Below are 19,888 nucleotides of genomic sequence, written 5' to 3'. Positions count from 1 at the left end.
CAAAGTGCATTGCTTATTATTTTTCGGTGTATTAATCGGATTGTTCAGCACTTTTTTCTGCCCGAGCAAAAAAGCTGATAATCCCTTCAAAGATCATATCTATCCCCAGAAGGAGGACATGGTGCTCCACACTGTTAAAGGGATTAAAGATAACGGCCATAGAAAGGGAAAATTCTATCAGGCCCTTAAGAAGATCCCAAAAGAAATTTTTCCCGTGGGCCATTTTAAACAGGGCGGTATTGAGGTAACCCGTTGCCTGGGTTAGGCCTGTCAGCCCCCAGAAAATGGCGATGATGAAAAGGGCATCCTCTTGGGCGAAGAAGATACCAACACCCACGGCAATGGCAGAAAAGGACTTGACTAGGTCAGTCTGTTCTAAAATCTTGTAATCCCGATTAATGATGCCTTTGTAAAATTGCAGCCCACCCTTGATGACCAGAATACCACCGCAAAAAGTGGGAAGGAGATGGGTGACATTTTTAGCGAAAATAAGACAGAGAATTCCGTTGAGTAAAACGAGGAATGCATCGGTTCTTTTATAGGTTACTTACTTCATAAGAGAATCCTTCTTTCTTTGGAATGTGAAAATATTAATTTTATTATAACATGTGCACATTCCTGTGACATTTCTGATTTAGTTTAAAATAATTATAAAAAACAATTGACAGCCTTCACTAACATTGCTATAATTTAGTCAAGTTAGCAATAACTAACACAATTGTTTATTACGTATTTTATAGAATTTTTTTAGACATAGGAGGAAATTAACATGTCATTGATTAAAAAGCAAGTCAGCGATTTTGCAGTACAGGCCTACGTAGGTGGTGAATTCAAGGAAGTTAAAAAAGAAGATATCCTCGGACGTTGGTCCATCTTTTTCTTCTATCCTGCAGACTTTACCTTTGTGTGTCCCACTGAGCTGGAAGATTTAGCGAATAAATATGATGAATTCCAGAAAATCGGCTGTGATATCTACTCGGTTTCCTGCGATTCCCACTTTGTCCATAAAGCATGGCACGATGCCTCCGACACCATCAAGAAGATCCAGTACACCATGCTGGCGGATCCCACTGGCGTCCTCGCCCGGGATTTCGATGTCATGATTGAAGCCGATGGTATGGCAGAACGTGGTACCTTCATCGTTAATCCCGAAGGAGAAATCGTCGCTTACGAAGTTATCGCCGGGAATGTTGGCCGAAACGCTGACGAGCTGCTTCGTCGGGTTCAGGCATCCCAATTTGTGGCTGAACACGGTGATGAAGTTTGCCCCGCCAAATGGCAGCCTGGTGCCGAAACCTTAAAGCCCAGCTTAGATTTAGTGGGCCTCATCTAGTCCCATGTCGAACCAGTATGATGTGATTATCGTCGGCGGAGGCCCTGCGGGGCTCTCCGCCGCGATTTATATGGCCCGGGCACAATACAAGACCCTGGTGGTGGAAAAGGAACATTTTGGCGGACAGATCACCATCACCTCGGAAGTGGTGAATTACCCGGGAGTACGAAAGACCAGCGGGACGGAGCTTACCGAGGATATGCGTAAGCAGGCGGAATCCTTCGGGGCAGAATTTTTATTGGCAGAGGTTTCAGAGCTGACACTGGATGCCGATGTTAAAAAGATTAAAACCGATAAGGGCACCTATGAAGCCTTTGGGGTGATATTGGCCACCGGGGCCTCCCCCCGGATGATTGGCTTCCAGGGAGAAGCGGATTTCCGGGGACGGGGTGTGGCCTACTGTGCCACCTGCGATGGCGAATTCTTCACCGGTAAGGATGTCTTTGTGGTGGGAGCTGGATTCGCTGCGGCTGAGGAAGCGGTGTTTTTAACAAAGTATGCCCGACAGGTCACTATCCTGGCCAGAGAGCCAGACTTTACCTGTGCCGCCGCTGTGGCCGATGAAGCCAAAAATCATGAGAAAATTACCATCCATTACAATACCCAGGTGGTCGAGGTGGATGGAGATACCAAGCTGCGTCATATTATTTATAAGAATGATATGACCGGGGAAATCACCCGTTATGATGCCCCAGCTGGGGACACCTTTGGTGTTTTTGTTTTTGCAGGCTACGCCCCGGCCAACAGCTTGTTTAAAGGTCAGGTTGAGCTGGATGCCCAAGGCTATTTAGTGACGGATATAAACCAAAAGACCTCTATGGATGGCGTCTATGGTGCCGGCGATATCTGTATTAAAAACCTGCGCCAGGTGGTCACTGCCGTGTCCGATGGGGCCAAGGCAGCCACTTCCCTGGAACATCATGTCTCCACCCTCCATGAAAAGCTGGGTATTCCAGCCTTTGAGGTAAAGGGGATGAAGCAACCTGAGGAAGCGCCCCAGGCTGATACCGGGGCAGACGGCGGCTTTATCACCGCAGAAATCCGGGCTCAGCTGGCGGGTGTCTTTGCCCGATTTGAACGCCCTGTGGTGCTAAAGGCACACGTTGACGGCACAGCCATCGCCAAGGAAGCCTCCGGCTTCGTCCAGGAGGTAGCGGCATTGTCCGACCTGCTGAGTGCTGAAATCATCCAAGGGGGAGAAGAATGCCCTGCCATTGAAATTTGTGATGGTGCCGGGGTCCCCACTGGTTTTGCCTTCCACGGTGTCCCTGGAGGCCACGAGTTCAACTCCTTCGTGGTGACCCTGTACAACGCCGCTGGACCGGGACAGCCCCTGGGGGACGAACAATTAGCCGCCATCAATGCGATTTCCGGTACCCATCATCTTCAGATTGCCATCTCCCTCTCCTGCACCCAGTGCCCGGATTTGGTCATGGCTGCCGCCCGATTGGGTTTAGAAAACCCCAACATTACCGTGGATGTTTACGACCTCAACCACTTTGAAGACTTGAAAAACAAGTATGACATCATGAGCGTCCCCTGTATGGTGGTGGATGGCCAGGACGTCCAGTTCGGTAAGAAAAATCTGGATCAGTTGATCGGATTGCTTTCCTAGGTTCAGATTGCTTCTAAAATACCCATTCCTGTTTGCCAGGGAATGGGTATTTTTTGATGAGATAGTGTCACATAATATGATAATAAAATATCATACATCGATAAAAAATTATTGAAACGAACACCATTCCTTGTTATAATAAAAAAATAAAGTGTAATTTTATCAATTTTTTATCAATTGGAGAAAAAAGATTAGGGGGATTTTAATGGAAAACTACCAGGGAATGGATGGCGATATCGTCTCGGTAACAGCATTGGGGAAGGCAGCGGTGCCAGCAAAGTCGGAACTCGCAGAGAACTTATTGGCAGGCCTGCAGCATGTGCTTACCATGTGTCCGGGGGCCATTGCCGTTCCGATGATTTTAGGCAATGGCATGGGACTCGATCATCAGACCATTGCCTTTTTAATAGCAGCAAATTTTTTTGCAGCGGCCCTGGCCACCCTATTGCAGGTGGTGGGTGTCGGAAAATTTGTGGGGTCGAAGCTGCCCATTGCCCTGGGCTCAGCTTTTGCCCCCCTGGGACCGATGATCATCATCGGACAGGCCCATGGTCTGCCGGCGGTCTTTGGTGGGGTTATCGCGTCTGGGGCCATCCTCTTTGTGGTGTGTATGGGCATCAACCGGATTTTGAAATTTTTCCCGCCCATTGTGCTGGGGGCCTTTTTAACCATGGTGGGGGTGACGCTGATTCCCACGGCCTTTGAAAATTTGGCAGGTGGCGCCGGTGCGGTAAATTTTGGTAGTCCCATTAATCTGGTCCTGGGCTTTGGGGTGCTGCTGCTTATCGTGCTGCTCAACCAATTTGGGAACACCCTTCTTCGGTCTACAGCCCTGCTCATCGGTCTGGGAACCGGGACGCTTCTGGCCATTCCCTTCGGCTTGGTGGATTTATCTCCGGTGGCCGGGGCGGCACTTTTTGATTTCAACCTGCCCTTTCATTTTGGAATGCCGGAGTTTCGCCTGGATGCCATCCTCATCATGACCCTTTTTAGCGTCATCAATATGGTGCAGTGCATTGGGGTGTTTGCATTTCTGGACAATGTCCGGGGAACAACAACGGATGAGGCCACCATCACCCGGGGAATGCGGGCCCAGTCCCTATCCCAGATGATGGCGGGTGTCTTTAATTCTTTTCCTTCGGCGATGTTCAATGAAAATGTCAGCGTCGTAAAGCTTTCAGGGAACGATAGCCGCCAATCCGTCGCCTTTGCGGCGGTGCTGCTGCTGATCCTCAGTCTGTGTCCCAAGCTGTCCACCTTTATTACCTGTATCCCCACTCCGGTCATTGGTGGGGCTATGGTGGCTCTCTTTGGGACCATCGCTGCGGCAGGGGTTTCCATCCTGGCGAAGGTGGATTTGTCCGATAATAAAAACACCCTGATTCTTGGGGCTGGTCTGGCCGCCGGGGTGGGGGCACATTTTACCACCGATGCCTTCAGCGGCTTGCCGGAGGTGGCAGCGATGCTCTTTAGCAATGGCCTGTTCATGGTTGCTTTGGTAACCGTGGTGCTCAATGTTGTTTTTAATTGGAAAACCTTTTGGGAAAGGGAGGAAAGCCCAGCTCCTTGTAAAGGTGGTGAGGGTCAATTGGCAGAATAAAAGTGCGTGTGGTAATATTCATTCTTCAGAGTTTCTTGACAATGGAAAAGGGACGTGGTATCATCCATACATACTACCGGTATGTATAATAGGAGGAGTAAAGATGGCACGCAATAAATACCCCGAGGAGACAGTGGAAAAAATTTTGGAGGTGGCCCTGCGCCTATTCCTAGAAAAGGGTTATGATAAAACCTCCATTCAGGATATTATCGATGGGCTTGGAGGGCTGAGCAAGGGGGCCATTTACCATCATTTTAAGTCCAAGGAGGCCATTCTTTTGGCAGTTACCGATCGGGTAGGGATGGAGTCCGCCCGTGAGATGGATCGGCTTCTCCACGATTCATCTTTAAATGGAGCTGGAAAATTGCAGAAAATGTTTTTATCCTCATGGAAGAATACGCCCCAGCGGGATTTTATCGCCTCCATGCCCAACCTCCTTCAGAATCCCCAGCTTCTCTCGATTCATATGGCGAGCACCATAGAGGATGTGGTTCCCCATTATATCTTGCCTGTCATCAAGGAAGGGATAGCCGATGAATCGATTCAATGTGATTATCCCCAGGAGATGGCGGATGTGCTCATGCTCCTGACCAATGTTTGGATGAATCCTCTGATTTACCCGGGAGACGGCGAGGCGGTGGATCGAAAAATTGATTTTTTTAATGTCCTCCTGAATAAGCTGGGCTTCCCCTCCCTGGAGGAGGGCATGGCAGAGCATATGCATCAGATGGAAGAGAAAAGAAAGGTGTCGATTCCTTAAATCCCTTAGGGGATTTAAATTTTACAACAATACATACCAACGGTTGGTATTAAAGGAGAAATATGATGAATACTAAATTATTTCAACGGGATTTTACACTGGTGGTGGTGGGACAGATTATTTCTTTATTTGGGAATAATATTTTAAGGTACGCCCTGCCCCTGTACCTCCTCAACCAAACGGGTTCGCCCACCCTTTACGGGATGGTGCTGGGCCTATCTTTTATCCCCATGCTCTTGCTTTCCCCGGTGGGGGGGATTATTGCAGACCGGGTGAATAAGCGCAATGTGATGGTGTTTTTGGATTTCTTTACAGCGGCCCTAGTGGGATTTTATGCCCTGAGCTATCTTCGGATGGAGCTGGTTCCCCTGCTGGTGGTGGTGCTAATGCTCCTCTATGGCATACAAGGGGCTTACCAGCCAGCGGTGCAGGCATCCCTTCCGGTGCTTTTACACTCGGACCATCTGATGGCAGGGAATGCGGTTATTAACGGGGTTAACTCCTTGGCGGGCATCCTTGGGCCGGTGCTGGGGGGACTGATGTATGGGTTGTACGGCCTGGAACCCATATTATACCTGAGTGTCCTGTGCTTCCTGATTTCGGCCATTATGGAGATCTTTATCCATATTCCCTTTCAGAAACGTGGGGAAGACCAAGGGATTCTGGCCCTGGCAAAGCTGGATTTATTAGAAAGCTGGCACTTTATTCGGCATACCCGTCCAGAAATTGGGCAGGTTGGGGTGTTGATGATGGTCATTAACCTGGTGTTCTCTGCTCTGATCATCATTGGGCTGCCGGTGGTTATTACAAGACACCTTGGCTTTCCAGAGGGGTTGGGGAACAGCCTGTACGGCTACGCCCAGGGTGCCCTGGCCGCAGGAGGACTACTGGGGGCCTTGCTTTCCGGGAGTCTGGGGCAGCGGTTGGACATCCGACATTCCCATCGCCTTTTGCTCCTGTGTGCCTTGGCCTTGGTCCCCATTGGCTTAGTCCTTTGGCTGAAGGCAGACCCCTGGATCATCTATGGCGTCATCACCCTAACCTGTGGGTTGATGATGGTGTTCTCCACCTTGATCAGCATCCAGATGCTCACCTATGTCCAACAGGTGACCCCAGAGGGACTCATCGGCAAGGTGATGGCCCTGATTACCTGTTTGGTGCTTTGTGCCAATCCCCTGGGACAGGCCGTGTACGGGGTGCTCTTTGAACATTTAGCAGGCCAGCTGCCCATGATTTATGGTGGGGCCTTTCTCCTTTCCGTCCTCATCTGCCGGTTCTCCAAAAGGATATTTGGAAAGCTTGGGGATGTCCGTTGTTCCGATGCGGGTTAAATGGTATGATGGTATTCGAAAATCCTAAACAGATGAAAACACGGAAAGGATTGGAGAATCCATGACCAATAATAATGAAACAACCATTACTCTGGGGGAATTAGACAAATTATCCTCAGAGGAATATATCCTCATCGATATCCGGGATGAAGCCGCCTACACCCTGGGCCATATCCCCGGAGCCATCCGCATGGATGAGGGGGAGCTGTTGGCAGAAGGCTGTGCGCTGCCTCTGGATAAGCTTATCATTCCCTATTGTATCCAGGGCCTCTTAAGTGAGGCGACCGTTGATGCCCTGGTGGACCGGGGCTATCGGGCGGCGAATCTGATGGGGGGCTATCGGGAATGGCTCCTTGGGGCCATTCAGAAGGATCTTAAAAAAACGGATCGGAATCAGACCATTGAGAAAAGCCTTCAAAAGAAATATCACAAAAAGCTTTTGGGACGATTTACCAAGGCCGTGGTGGAGTATGCTCTCATCGAGCCTGGGGATAAAATTGCGGTATGCATCTCCGGGGGAAAGGACTCCATGCTCATGGCTAAGCTTTTTCAGGAGCTGAAGCGCCATAATAAAATCCCCTTTGAGCTGGTGTTTTTAGTGATGGACCCGGGGTATAGCCCGGTCAACCGCCAGGTCATTGAGGGGAATGCCAGGCTAATGGGGATTCCCATCGAAATCTTTGACAGTCAGATCTTTGATGCGGTGGTGAACATTGAAAAATCCCCCTGCTATCTGTGTGCCAGAATGCGTCGGGGGCATCTGTACAATGCGGCCAAGGAGCGGGGCTGTAATAAAATCGCCCTGGGCCATCATTTTGACGATGTGATTGAGACCATCCTCATGGGGATGCTCTACGGCGGTCAGGTTCAGACCATGATGCCCAAGCTTCACAGCACGAATTTTGAGGGAATGGAGCTCATTCGCCCCCTATACCTCGTTCGGGAGGATGATATCAAAGCTTGGCGGGATGATAATGACCTCCATTTCATCCAGTGTGCCTGTCATTTTACGCATACCTGCTCCCTGGAAGGGAAGAGCATGGGGGATGGCGGATCGAAACGGGTGGAAATCAAGCACCTCATTGCCGAGCTGAAGAAAACCAACCCCCATGTGGAGAATAATATCTTTAAAAGTGTGGAAAATGTCTGCCTGGACGCCGTTATCGGCTATAAACAGGGTGGGGTGCGGCATCGGTTTTTGGAAGGGTATGATGGGAAATAGATGGGCACCAGCGAAGGGGCGCTTTAATCGTCTTTACGCCTTCTCCACCACATCCACAAACCGCTGCTCCAATACCGCATAGTCAAATCGGTCATTGGTGGCATCCCGAATCATGCTGATAAAGCCCTCGGTTTCAGCCACGGGGAGGTAGAAATCCAGGGTAACTTTCTCTCCAAAGTCCTCGGCGATGGGGGTGTAGCCCCACTCCGTCAGCTTATTGAGGAGTCCCCCGTATTGGGGATAATCAATTTCCAGGGAGAGGCAGTCGGAGTATTGCTTTTTAATGATGGAGGACTGGGCGATGACCTCGGCGGCACAGCCGGAGTAAGCCCGAATGAGTCCCCCGGCTCCCAGCTTAATGCCCCCAAAGTAGCGGATGACGAGGACGAGGACATTTTTTAACGTCCGCTTATGAATGACCTCCAGGATGGGCTTGCCTGCAGTACCCGAGGGCTCGCCATCGTCATTGGATTTTTGGCGCTCGGGGACGGTGTGGAGGACGTAGGCAGAGCACACATGGGTAGCCTTGTAGTGCTCCTTCTTCACCCGGGAAATAATTTCTTCAATGGCGGTTTCATCCTCTACATGGTATACCCGGCCGATAAATCGGGATTTTTTTATTTCAATTTCAATTTCACAATCCTCAAGAATTGTCCGGTAATCCTGTTCCATGATCCTCCTCTGTCAGTGCATAGGCTTCAAAACGGTGGCTGGGGAAATCCTGATCGGTGATAGCCGTAACCTGGGTGCCCGCTTCCACATAATCCATTTGGGTGACCTCTGCTTTTTGGTGGAGGGCAGCCAGCGCCTTGCTGTGGGTGTAGGGAATAAGGAATTGACGTGTGCAGGTACCGCCTCCCAGATGGGTGGAGATGGCGGCGGTGAGGCTGTCGATGCCCAGGCCTTCCCGAGCAGAGATGCACACCGCCCCTTCCCGTTCAGCCCGATTTTGTAAGGCCAGGGCGCCCTCTTCATCCAGAAGGTCAATTTTATTATACACGACCAAAATATCCTGGTGTCCGGCACCGATGCTCCCCAGGACCTCATCCACCACGGCCATTTGGGCCTGGGCGTGGGGCCCGGCGGCATCCACCACATGGAGGAGTAAATCGGCATCATCCACCTCCTTTAAGGTGGTCCGGAAGGCGGTGACCAGGTCATGGGGGAGCTTTTCGATAAAACCGACAGTATCTGAGAGCAGGTAATTGCCATATTCCGGATTGATTTGACGCATGGTGGAATCCAGGGTGATAAAGAGTCCATCCTGCATGACCACATCGCTGTCGGTCAGGCGGTTGAACAGGGTGCTTTTACCGGAGTTGGTGTAGCCCACTAGGGCGACCGTGCGGACCTGGTTACGGGTTCGCTGTTTGGCACCCAGAGCGTTACTCTTGTCAATGCGCTCCAGGCGGCTCAGAAGCTCGTCAATCTGACGGCGGATATGGCGCCGATCGGTTTCCAGCTTCTTCTCCCCAGGGCCCCGGGTGCCAATGCCCCCACCGGTTCGAGAGAGGACGATGCCCAGGCCCTTGAGGTGGCCCATGCGATATTTTTGTTGGGCCAGTTCGACCTGGAGCTTCCCCTCTCTGGTCTTGGCGTGGCGGGCGAAGATATCTAAGATGATGGTGGTGCGGTCGATGGTTTTACACCCGGTAAGGGATTCGATACAGGCAATCTGGTTGGAATTCAGCTCGTCATTGGCGACGATGAGGTTGGCGTCGGCATTCTGGACGAGGCGCACAATCTCCCGAAGCTTTCCCTTCCCCAGATAAAAGACGGGGTCGATTTGGCTGCGGCTTTGGGTAACCACATCGACCACCCGGCCATCGGCGGTTTCCACTAGGCGGCGCAGCTCTTCCATGGAGGAGGCCAGATCGATGCCGATGCCCCGGGTGCCTAAATCCACCCCAAGGAGCAGGGCCCGCTCCTCGGTATCCACGGTGTCAAAGCCGGCCCCCGGCAGGCGGCGCAGCTCCCTTGAGGCCAGGGCGGCATAGCCCGACACATCCAGGGCATTTAAACGCTTTAATGAATCCACCAAGGCGTAGCGGTACACCAGGGCCTCGTCCTCCACCATGGGCAGGCCGATGCCGAAGCGGTTGGTCCCGTCCGGGGCGACACCCACGGCGACCATGCACTGCAGGCGCTGACGGACCGCTGCGGAGAGGTCCTCATCGGAGAGATGGGGATTGCCCCCGGGATGGGTGTGAATGACCCGGATGCGGTTTAGTCCGATGGCGGTGGTTTCCATTTTGGCATCGCCAAAGGCCACGGTATTCACATCCCCCAGGGCAACGTTGTGGATGACGTTGTGGTCGTCCAGCATGAGGAGGACCTCCCGGTTCAGCTTGAGGGTGATGTCGGTGAGGAGCTTTAGGACGGTTTCGTCCAGCAGGCGCCCCTCTTCCATCGCTGTGCCCTTTAAATTATTTAATTCGTTGAGGATGCTTTTACGCACACCCTCGGCTTTTAGTTCGCTCATGTTTTATCCTTTATTAAAATGGCTTAAGCCATTATTCATTTAATTTTATTATAGCATGGGGGGCTTATAATAAAACAATAAAAACACAATTCAAGGAGGCCCCTTTATGGACACAAATCAATTAACCCTGGCGATGATGGAATATTATAACGGTGATCCCAAGCGCATCCAGCATTTTTTAAAGGTACATAGTCTGGCTTCTCTCATCGGGCAGATGGAGAAAATCGATTCGGTGGATCAGGAGGTCTTGGAGGTGGCTGCCCTGGTCCACGATATTGGCATAAAGGTAGGGGAAGAAAAATACGGTCGGTGCGATGGTAAAATCCAGGAGGAAATGGGACCCGCCGAAGCTGAAGCCCTGCTTGACCGATTGGGCTACGATGATGTTATCATTGCCCGGGTGAGCTCTTTGGTAGCCAACCACCACAGCTATACCGATATCCAGGGAAAGGACCATCAAATCCTGGTAGAGGCAGATTTCCTGGTGAATATGTACGAGGATGGGGCTGAGAAAAAGAGCGTGATGGCCGCCTACCGGAATATCTTTAAAACCCACGCGGGCAAGAAGCTTTGCCGGATGATGTACGGGCTGGGGGAATAGAGAATCTCATTTTTATACAATCTTAATACCAATCCCCAAACCCTAACACCATCTTTATACAGATGGTGTTAAAATTTTGTCATCAAATAGAAAGAGGTGCATAAAATGACCATTGTCATACCAATTATTGGGGCAGTTGCTTTGGGGTTGCTTGTTTATTATTGTGTCATACTGATTCGAGGTGACAAGAGATGAGTGCTTTAATTCTGGAATACGCATTATACTTAATGGTCCTGGTGGCCTTAGCCATCCCCCTGGGAATGTATATCAATAAGGTGATGTCCGGGGAACGGGTGTTTTTATCGGCGGTGTTAAAGCCCTGTGAAAGTCTGATCTACCGGGTGCTCCACATCAATCCGGAGGAGGAGATGGGCTGGAAACAGTATTTGCTCTCGGTTCTGATTTTTAATCTTTTTGGGCTGGTCTTTTTATGGGTGCTGCTGATGCTCCAGGGGGTGCTTCCCGGCAACCCCATGCAAATCCCCGGAATGCCCTGGGATTTGGCCCTGAACACCGCCATCAGCTTTGTGACCAATACCAATTGGCAGGCCTACAGCGGGGAATTCCAGCTAAGTTATCTCTCCCAGGCCCTGGGGCTGACGGTCCAGAATTTTGTTTCAGCAGCTACGGGGATTGCCGTACTTTTTGCCCTGATTCGTGGTTTTATGAAGGTTCAAAAGAAGGGCCTGGGCAATTTCTGGATCGACCTGACCCGGGGAACCCTGTATATCCTGTTGCCCCTGTCCATTATTTTAACGGTGGGCATCGCCTCCCAGGGGGTAGTACAGACCTTTCAGCCCGGACAAACGGTTAAGCTGGTGGAACCGGTGGCAGTGGATGCCCAGGGAAGGCTGATTGCTGGTGGGGTCATTCAAGATGGTGTGGTGACGGTGGATGGAGCACCGGTGCCAGGAGCGACCGTGGTCAATGAAGAAACCATCCCCCTGGGACCAGGGGCCAGCCAGATCGCCATTAAGCAGCTCGGGACCAACGGTGGGGGATTCTACGGCGTCAATTCTGCCCATCCCTTGGAAAACCCGACCCCTTTCTCAAATTTCTTGGAGGTTATCTCTATTTTGCTGATTCCCATGGCCCTGTGCTTCAGCTTTGGCCGAGCGGTGAAGGATAAGAAGCAGGGCCGGGCTATTTTCGCGGCGATGTTCATTCTATTGATGGTGGCTTTGGCCAGCGTCGCCGTGAGTGAACAGGCGGCCACGCCTCAGCTGTCAGCCGGGGGCGCAGTGAATCTGACCGTGGCCGACCAGGCGGGGGGCAATATGGAAGGAAAGGAAGCCCGCTTCGGCATTGCGTCTTCCGCCACCTGGGCAGCCTTTACGACGGCGGCCTCCAATGGATCGGTGAATTCCATGCACGACAGCTACACTCCCTTGGGTGGGATGATGACCATGCTGCTGATGCAGCTGGGCGAGGTGGTCTTCGGCGGTGTGGGCTGCGGCCTCTATGGAATGCTGGCCTTTGCTATTCTCACGGTGTTTATCGCCGGGCTGATGGTAGGGCGAACCCCGGAATATCTGGGGAAAAAGATCGAGCCCTACGAGATGAAGATGGCGGTGTTGGTCTGCCTGGCCACACCGGTGGCCATTTTAATGGGCAGTGGGATTGCCGCCCTGCTCCCGGACACCATGGCGAGCTTAAGTAACAGTGGTCCCCATGGTCTGTCGGAAATGCTCTACGCCTATTCCTCTGCCGGGGGCAATAATGGCTCGGCCTTTGCCGGATTTAAAGCCGACACCCTCTTCTTTAATCTGAGCCTGGGCATCATTATGCTCGGTGTGCGATTTGTGCCGATTTTTGGAATTCTGGGCATTGCCGGCAGTTTGGCAGCAAAGAAAAAGGTGGCCGTCACGGCAGGGACCCTGTCGACCACGGGGCCAATCTTTGTTTTCCTGCTCATTGTTGTGGTACTGCTCATTGGGGCGTTAAGCTTCTTCCCGGCACTGTCCCTGGGGCCCCTGGCTGAATTCTTCAGTCTGTCCATATAAAGGTGAATACGATGAAAACTCAAGAAAAAAGTGTTCTGGCGGATCGTCAGATGGTTCTGGGAGCGGTGAAGGATGCCTTTGCAAAGCTGGCACCCCGCACCTAGGCCAAAAACCCAGTGATGCTGCTGGTTTATATTTCAGCCATTCTCACGACAGGGCTTTTTATCCTCTCGTTGTTTGGTATTTCAGATGCCCCCGGTGGCTATACCCTGGCCATTGCCATCATTCTTTGTCTGACGGTGCTTTTTGCCAATTTTGCCGAAGCCATTGCCGAAGGGCGGGGAAAGGCCCAGGCCGAGTCCCTTCGGGCGGCCCGACAGAATGTTATGGCCCATCGCATAATGGATGTGGTGAACCGGGAAGCATGGGAAGAAGTGATTTCGACCCAGCTTAAAAAGGGTGATTTGGTGGTGGTGGCCGCCGGAGAACAGATTTCTGCCGATGGCGATGTCATCGATGGGGCGGCTTCGGTGGATGAATCCGCCATTACTGGGGAATCCGCTCCGGTTATCCGGGAAAGTGGCGGGGACCGCAGTGCGGTTACCGGCGGGACCACCGTGCTGTCCGATTGGCTGGTCATCCAGGTGACCAGTGAAAACGGTAAAAGCTTTTTGGATCAGATGATCGCCATGGTGGAAGGGGCCTCCCGGAAAAAGACACCCAACGAAATGGCCTTGGAAATCTTTCTGGTGGCCCTATCCATTATCTTTATTTTAGTCACCATGGCCTTATATGCCTACTCCGCATTTTCAGCCCAGCTCATCGGGGTGCATAATCCCACCTCAGTCACCACCTTGGTGGCCCTGCTGGTCTGTCTGGTACCTACCACCATCGGGGCTTTGCTGTCGGCCATTGGGATTGCAGGGATGAGCCGGCTGAACCAGGCCAATGTCCTAGCCATGAGCGGCCGAGCCATTGAAGCCGCCGGGGATGTGGATACCCTAATGCTCGATAAAACCGGAACCATCACCCTGGGGAACCGCCAGACCTGCGCCTTCATTCCCGTGGATGGAGCCAGCGAAGCGGAGCTGGCCGATGCGGCCCAGCTGTCCAGCTTAGCCGATGAAACCCCTGAGGGCCGGAGCGTGGTAATCCTGGCCAAAGAAAAATATGGTCTTCGGGGACGGGTTGTCGGAGAGGGAATGACCTTTATTGGCTTTACGGCTAAAACTCGGATGAGCGGGGTGGATCACGACGGCATCGAGATCCGCAAGGGGGCGGCAGAAGCCGTCCGGGATTATGCAGTCGAGGCCGGTGGGCGTTACAGTGACGCGTGCGATCGGGTGGTTAAGGACATTGCCGGACAGGGGGGAACTCCTCTGGTGGTGGCCAAGGACCATCGTATCCTCGGGGTCATTCACTTAAAGGATATTGTAAAGGATGGGGTGAAGGAAAAATTCTCAGACTTGCGTAAGATGGGGATCCGGACCATTATGATCACCGGGGACAACCCCATGACCGCAGCCGCCATCGCCGGGGAAGCCGGTGTGGACGATTTTCTGGCGGAAGCCACCCCCGAGGGCAAGCTTGAAATGATTCGGGACCTCCAGGCCAAGGGCCATCTGGTGGCCATGACCGGGGACGGAACCAACGATGCCCCGGCGCTGGCCCAGGCCGATGTGGCTGTGGCCATGAACACCGGGACCCAGGCCGCTAAAGAGGCGGGGAATATGGTGGATTTGGATTCCTCTCCCACCAAGCTCATCGATATTATGCGCATTGGCAAGCAGCTTCTCATGACCCGGGGGAGCCTGACCACCTTTAGCATCGCCAATGATGTAGCCAAGTATTTTGCCATCATTCCGGCGCTGTTTATGGTCCTGTATCCGGGGCTGGCCGCCCTCAATATTATGGGGCTTCATTCCCCCATGACAGCGGTGCTTTCCGCCATTATCTACAATGCCCTTGTTATTGTGGCGTTGATTCCCCTGGCCCTTCGGGGGGTGGCATATCGGGAGGTTCCTGCAGGGGAGCTGCTTTCCCGGAATCTGCTCATCTACGGTTTGGGGGGAATCATCACCCCGTTTATCTGTATTAAGTTGATCGATATGATCTTAGTGCTGTTGGGTGTGGCATAAGCCAGACCCCAGGACATTGGAGGAAATGATGAATACAAGTTTAAAAGGGACAGGGCTCCGGGCATTGGGGCTTCTGGCCATCATGATGATCATCTGCGGCGTATTGTACACTGGGGTCATGACGGGCTTAACTCGCCTGCTTTTCCCCGAACAGAGCACCGGCAGCATTATAACCGTGGACGGGGTGGCCTATGGCAGTGCCTTTATGGGACAGCCCTTTACGGCCACCAACCATTTATGGGGACGGCCCGAGGCCTGGACCGCAATCCAGGGAGATGACGGCACGCTAAGGCTGTACGGCGCACCCACTAATTTAAGCCCTGGGGATGATGCCTATGGCGCAGAGATTAAGGAGCGGGTAGCAAGGATCGCCGCTGCCCACCCAGACCAGGGGAATAACCCGGTACCTGTGGATTTGGTCACTGGCTCAGGCAGCGGTCTGGACCCTGAAATCTCGGTGGCAGCAGCCCGTTATCAGGTGGGCCGACTGAGCCAGACCACTGGAAAGAGTGCCGCGGAAATTAACCAGATTATCGATGAATGCACCCGAGGAAAATTCCTGGGGATCTTTGGGGAAAAGACCGTGAATGTCCTGAAGGTCAACCTGATGCTGGATGGGATTCTTAAATAAAGGTAAGGAAATTGTGTTATACTGAAAAAAAGCCGGGATATCTGGGAGGGAAGAGGTGTCGCTATGGATGATGGACGGGCAGCTCCCGAAATCTTTTTAAAACAAATTGAAGCCGAGGAAGCGATGGAGAGCCGTGGCCGCCTGAAGATATTTCTAGGCTATGCTGCTGGTGTGGGGAAAACCTACGCCATGCTCCAGGCTGCCCATCAGGCCATGGCAGAGGGAATCGACGTGGTGGCAGGGTACATTGAGCCCCACGATCGGGCGGAGACCAAGTCTTTAATGGAGGGATTGGTCATCCTGCCGCCCCTGGAAGATGAGCACCACGGGGTTCGTGTCCGGGAATTCGATCTGGATGCGGCCCTGGAAAGAAAACCAGAACTAATCCTGGTGGATGAACTGGCCCATACCAATGGAGAAGGTTGCCGGCATGCCAAGCGGTATCAGGATATTGCAGAGCTCCTCAAAGCAGGCATCAATGTGTACACCACCGTGAACATTCAGCATGTGGAGAGTCTCAACGATATTGTGGCAGGGATAACCGGGGTAATGGTCCGGGAGCGGATTCCCGATCGGATCTTCGATTCCGCAGATAGCGTTACCCTGGTTGACATCGATCCCGGGGAGCTCATTGATCGTCTGAAGGCGGGGAAAATCTATAATAAGATTCAGGCAGAACGGGCAGTTGTCAATTTCTTTACCATCGATAATCTGATGGCCCTTCGGGAAATTGCCTTACGAAGGATGGCTGAGCGGGAGACCAATCGCTCGGCTTTTTTGGCGATGGGGGAAGGACGATTTAGTGGGGAGCATATCCTGGTCTGCGTTTCTTCGGCGCCCTCCTCTGCGCGTATTATCCGGGCAGCGGCCCGCTTGGCCAAAGCCTTTCAGGCCAATCTCACAGCACTCTTTGTGGAGACCACCGATTTTCCTCAACTATCGGCAGGCGATAAAAACCGGCTTCGGGAAAATTTCAAATTAGCAGAGCAGCTGGATGCCCATCTGGATTTAGTTTATGGGGATGAGGTGCCTGAGGAAATCATGACCTATGCACAATCCGCCGGGATTACCAAGATTGTATTGGGAAAATCCAATATGAAAAGTGGTCTTTTCGGTAGCCGTCGAACCTTGGTGGAAAAGCTGTCGGAGATGGACTCCAATCTGGATATCTATATTATTCCAGATCAGGAGGGTAAAACCAGCCGCCGGGAGAGATGGTGCCCCTGGAAAAGCCGCTTTCCAGATCTGACCTTGAAAGACAGCGCGAAAACAGTCGCTATTTTTGTTTTGGCTGTCTTGCTGAGTACCACCTTTCGGGCGCTGGCCTTTAATGATGCCGATGTGGTGACCGTTTTTCTGTTGGCGGTTCTGGTCACCGCCGTAGTTACCCGAGAGCGTGTTTATAGTGTCGCCATGGCCATTATGGGGGTGGTGGTCTTTAATTTTCTTTTTGTAGACCCTCTTTTCACATTGGCCACCCAGGAACGGGGCTTTGTCGTGACCTATGTGGTGATGTTCATTGCGGCATTGGTGAGTGGTCATCTGGCTAGCAGCATCAAAAAACAAGCGGAGGCATCGGCCCAAACCGCCCAGCGTACAGGGGTGCTGTTGGAAACCAACCAGCTTCTCCAACGGGCAGCGGATAGTGCCGCCATTTTAGAAACGACGGCTAGACAGCTGATGAAACTTTCGGGGCGGCCGGTGGTGGTTTATGGGATAGAGGATGGGGAACTGGCGGAGCCCCACTATTACGCCGCAGATGCCTCCATTGATGGTAATCCCTATTTGGTTGAGCATGAACGCCTGGTGGCCCACTGGGTATATGTCAATAACCAGCACGCCGGAGTGGGAACGAAAACTTTTTCTGGGGCGAAATGCCTGTACCTAGCCATTCGCAATGGTCATCAGGTCTTTGGGGTGGTGGGCATTGCGGTTTCCTCTGCGTTGGAGGTGTTGGAGAATAATCTGATTCTCTCGATTTTAGGGGAAGCGGCCCTGGCCTTGGAAAAGGATTTGTACAATCAAAAACAGCAGGCTACAGAGCTAAAGGCCCAGCAGGAAAAGCTTCGGGGAACCCTGCTTCGAGCCATTTCCCACGATTTGCGCACCCCCCTCACCAGCATTAGCGGGAATGCCCGAATGCTCATGACCCGTGGCCCTCAAATGGAGGATGAACGCCGAAATCAGCTCGTTGTGGATATTTATGACGACTCCCTCTGGCTAATCAACCTGGTTGAAAATCTGCTCTCCATTACAAGGCTGGAGGAAAACAGTCTGCCCATTAAGATGGAGGCTGAATTGGTGGAGGATATTGTGAATGAAGCGCTGCAGCACACCAGCCGTTTGGCCGTGGAGTACCATATTGGGGTCAAACCCATGGACCCCCTGCTCATGGCCCAGATGGATGCCCGACTGATTATACAGGTTATTATTAACTTGGTGGACAACGCCATTAAGTACACGGCCCCTGGATCGACGATTCTCATCGGGGCCCAGTCCGAGGGAAAGGGTACCATCGGGATTGAAATTTCTGACGATGGCCCGGGAATGGATCCAAAAATGATGGATCAGGTTTTTGAAATGTTTTACACAGCGGGCCGGGGCTCCGGAGATAGCCGTCGGGGCCTTGGATTGGGCTTGCCCCTGTGCAAAAATATTATTGAAGCCCATGGCGGTGAATTGACGGTTCGGGCCAATAAGCCCATGGGGACGGTCTTTCATTTCACCCTGAAGGAGGTTAAAATTGAAGCATGATTATTCCATACTGGTGGTAGAGGACAATCCGGCGCTCCAGCATCTGATGTCGGCAGCCCTGGAGACCAGTGGATATTTCCATCAAATGGCACAAACAGTGGCTGAGGGCATTGGCATGGCGGCCCAAATGGAGCCAGGGGTTATTCTGCTGGATTTAGGTTTGCCCGATGGCGATGGCCTGGAGGTTATCAAACGGGTGCGGACCTGGAGTGAGGTTCCCATCATCGTCATTAGTGCCCGGGGGGAGGATGGGGATAAAATTATCGCCCTGGATGCTGGTGCAGATGATTATCTGACGAAGCCCTTTTCGGTGGAAGAGCTTTTGGCCCGAATTCGGGTGGCCATTCGGCGGCTTACAAACCTGGGCCAACCCCTGGAAAATGCTGCCTACTTTAATGGGAATCTCACCATTGATTACGCTGCCGGTAACGTGCTGGTGGCGGGCCAGGAGGTCCACTTGACCCCCAATGAGTACCGCCTCCTCGTGCTTCTGGCACAAAATACAGGGAAGGTCCTGACCCACACCTTTATTTTAAACCATGTTTGGGGCAGCACCTTGAAAAGTGATATGGCCAGCCTGCGGGTGACGGTGGCGACGCTGCGTAAAAAGTTGGCCCGGCAGGCATCTGCCGCCAATATTCAAACCCATGTGGGTATCGGATATCGGATGATGCGGGCGGAGTAGCGCTTTATGCGGCCTCAAAAATGAGGGGTAAAGTATTGTGGAGTGCGGACAAAAATGACAGAATGTGCTATAATGATACCTAACATAAGAACGTAAATGAGGGGTAATATGAAAAATAGCATAGTGCGTTCAGTTGAAGCACTCCACGAAGAAATGACTATTGAATTGGTGCGCATGGCCCTGGAGCGGGGCTATCCTGCCATTGAAGTCATCCGTTGGATGCAGCAGGGAATGGAAAAGGTTGGCCTGAAATATGAGAATGGGGAATATTTTATCGGTGATCTGATTTTTGCAGGAATCCTTCTTGATGAGGTTCTGAATCTGCCGGAATGGCTTCAGGCTTATGCCCAATCCATGGGGAGTGCATCAGAAAAAAAATACGAGGGAAAAATATTGGCTTTCTCGGTGTATGGCTGCTGCCATAACCTGGGAAAAAATATCTTTGTGAGCTACGCCAAGGCGGCGGGCTTTAATGTGAAGGATCTGGGGCAGGACGTGCCCCTGGAGGTGGTTCTGGATGAGCTCGATCGATTTCGACCGGATATCATCGGCATGAGCGGCATGCTCTCAGAAACCGCCGAGGAAATGAACCGGGTGATCAAAACCCTTGAGGAACGGGGTATTCGCAGTCGGTACCGCATTATTTTAGGGGGAGAAGCCGTTTCCAATCATGATGGCTTACATATCCAGGCAGATGCCGCCACCCAGGATGTGGTGGAAGGCGTCGAGATTTGTAAAAAATGGATGCAGGAAAAGGAATCCCAGCGGAAAGTGAGTGGGATGTAAGGAGAAA

At 52.2% G+C, this 19,888-nt stretch carries 14 protein-coding genes and 2 pseudogenes; 13 read left to right on the top strand and 3 right to left on the bottom strand.

The window, feature by feature from the left end; genetic code table 11:
* Nucleotides 1-31 precede the first annotated feature (31 nt).
* A pseudogene (locus tag BLW33_RS14460) lies at nucleotides 32-508 on the bottom strand (DUF308 domain-containing protein); the annotation flags it as partial.
* A 261-nt stretch (nucleotides 509-769) separates the two neighbouring features.
* Between BLW33_RS14460 and ahpC the strand changes: the two are divergent.
* From ahpC to BLW33_RS04385, 6 genes are all read left to right on the top strand, one after another.
* A complete protein-coding gene (ahpC, locus tag BLW33_RS04410) occupies nucleotides 770-1,333 on the top strand; it encodes an alkyl hydroperoxide reductase subunit C (RefSeq protein ID WP_090244631.1) in 564 nt (187 codons plus the stop codon).
* A gap of 4 nt (nucleotides 1,334-1,337) precedes the next feature.
* Nucleotides 1,338-2,948, top strand: coding sequence for an FAD-dependent oxidoreductase (locus tag BLW33_RS04405; protein ID WP_090305638.1), 1,611 nt, complete (start codon nucleotides 1,338-1,340; stop codon nucleotides 2,946-2,948).
* A gap of 205 nt (nucleotides 2,949-3,153) precedes the next feature.
* Nucleotides 3,154-4,548, top strand: coding sequence for a solute carrier family 23 protein (locus BLW33_RS04400; protein WP_242911590.1), 1,395 nt, complete (start codon nucleotides 3,154-3,156; stop codon nucleotides 4,546-4,548).
* Between the two features lie 103 nt (nucleotides 4,549-4,651).
* Entirely contained in the window at nucleotides 4,652-5,308 is a 657-nt protein-coding gene (locus BLW33_RS04395) for a TetR/AcrR family transcriptional regulator (RefSeq protein ID WP_090305636.1), read from the top strand.
* A gap of 65 nt (nucleotides 5,309-5,373) precedes the next feature.
* Nucleotides 5,374-6,639 (top strand): MFS transporter, encoded by a 1,266-nt coding sequence (locus tag BLW33_RS04390; protein ID WP_090305633.1) that lies wholly within the window; start codon nucleotides 5,374-5,376, stop codon nucleotides 6,637-6,639.
* Between the two features lie 61 nt (nucleotides 6,640-6,700).
* Nucleotides 6,701-7,861 carry a PP-loop family protein gene (locus BLW33_RS04385; RefSeq protein WP_090305631.1) on the top strand — a complete coding sequence of 387 codons (1,161 nt, stop codon included), beginning with the start codon at nucleotides 6,701-6,703 and terminating at the stop codon, nucleotides 7,859-7,861.
* Between the two features lie 33 nt (nucleotides 7,862-7,894).
* On the opposite strand, the gene BLW33_RS04380 is transcribed toward BLW33_RS04385, so the two are convergent.
* Entirely contained in the window at nucleotides 7,895-8,533 is a 639-nt protein-coding gene (locus tag BLW33_RS04380) for a YigZ family protein (protein ID WP_176966626.1), read from the bottom strand.
* The gene (hflX, locus tag BLW33_RS04375) at nucleotides 8,505-10,343 is read right to left on the bottom strand and encodes a GTPase HflX (RefSeq protein ID WP_090305624.1); all 1,839 of its coding nucleotides are present in this window, start codon (nucleotides 10,341-10,343) and stop codon (nucleotides 8,505-8,507) included. The genes BLW33_RS04380 and hflX overlap by 29 nt, the downstream gene beginning before the upstream one ends.
* Nucleotides 10,344-10,449: 106 nt before the next feature.
* On the opposite strand from hflX, the gene BLW33_RS04370 reads away from it, so the two are divergent.
* The 7 genes and pseudogenes from BLW33_RS04370 (at nucleotide 10,450) to BLW33_RS04340 (ending at nucleotide 19,881) form a co-directional block, all read left to right on the top strand.
* Entirely contained in the window at nucleotides 10,450-10,944 is a 495-nt protein-coding gene (locus BLW33_RS04370) for an HD domain-containing protein (protein WP_090305622.1), read from the top strand.
* A 191-nt stretch (nucleotides 10,945-11,135) separates the two neighbouring features.
* Nucleotides 11,136-12,947: a potassium-transporting ATPase subunit KdpA gene (gene kdpA / locus BLW33_RS04365; RefSeq protein ID WP_090305619.1), complete on the top strand. Its 1,812-nt coding sequence runs from the start codon at nucleotides 11,136-11,138 to the stop codon at nucleotides 12,945-12,947.
* An 11-nt stretch (nucleotides 12,948-12,958) separates the two neighbouring features.
* Nucleotides 12,959-15,025, top strand: a pseudogene (kdpB, locus tag BLW33_RS04360) (potassium-transporting ATPase subunit KdpB).
* A 25-nt stretch (nucleotides 15,026-15,050) separates the two neighbouring features.
* Nucleotides 15,051-15,656 (top strand): potassium-transporting ATPase subunit C, encoded by a 606-nt coding sequence (locus BLW33_RS04355; RefSeq protein ID WP_423230232.1) that lies wholly within the window; start codon nucleotides 15,051-15,053, stop codon nucleotides 15,654-15,656.
* Between the two features lie 63 nt (nucleotides 15,657-15,719).
* Nucleotides 15,720-18,410 (top strand): sensor histidine kinase, encoded by a 2,691-nt coding sequence (locus tag BLW33_RS04350; protein ID WP_090305613.1) that lies wholly within the window; start codon nucleotides 15,720-15,722, stop codon nucleotides 18,408-18,410.
* Entirely contained in the window at nucleotides 18,400-19,095 is a 696-nt protein-coding gene (locus BLW33_RS04345) for a response regulator (RefSeq protein ID WP_278286188.1), read from the top strand. Before BLW33_RS04350 ends, BLW33_RS04345 begins: the two co-directional genes overlap by 11 nt.
* A 108-nt stretch (nucleotides 19,096-19,203) precedes the next feature.
* Nucleotides 19,204-19,881: a cobalamin B12-binding domain-containing protein gene (locus BLW33_RS04340; protein ID WP_176966625.1), complete on the top strand. Its 678-nt coding sequence runs from the start codon at nucleotides 19,204-19,206 to the stop codon at nucleotides 19,879-19,881.
* Nucleotides 19,882-19,888 lie beyond the last annotated feature (7 nt).

Origin of the sequence: Eubacterium aggregans, from assembly GCF_900107815.1 — a bacterium.
Lineage (GTDB): Bacteria > Bacillota > Clostridia > Eubacteriales > Eubacteriaceae > Eubacterium_O > Eubacterium_O aggregans.
The sequence above is the reverse complement of the archived record's forward strand: the minus strand, read 5'-3'. Positions and strand labels throughout refer to the sequence as shown.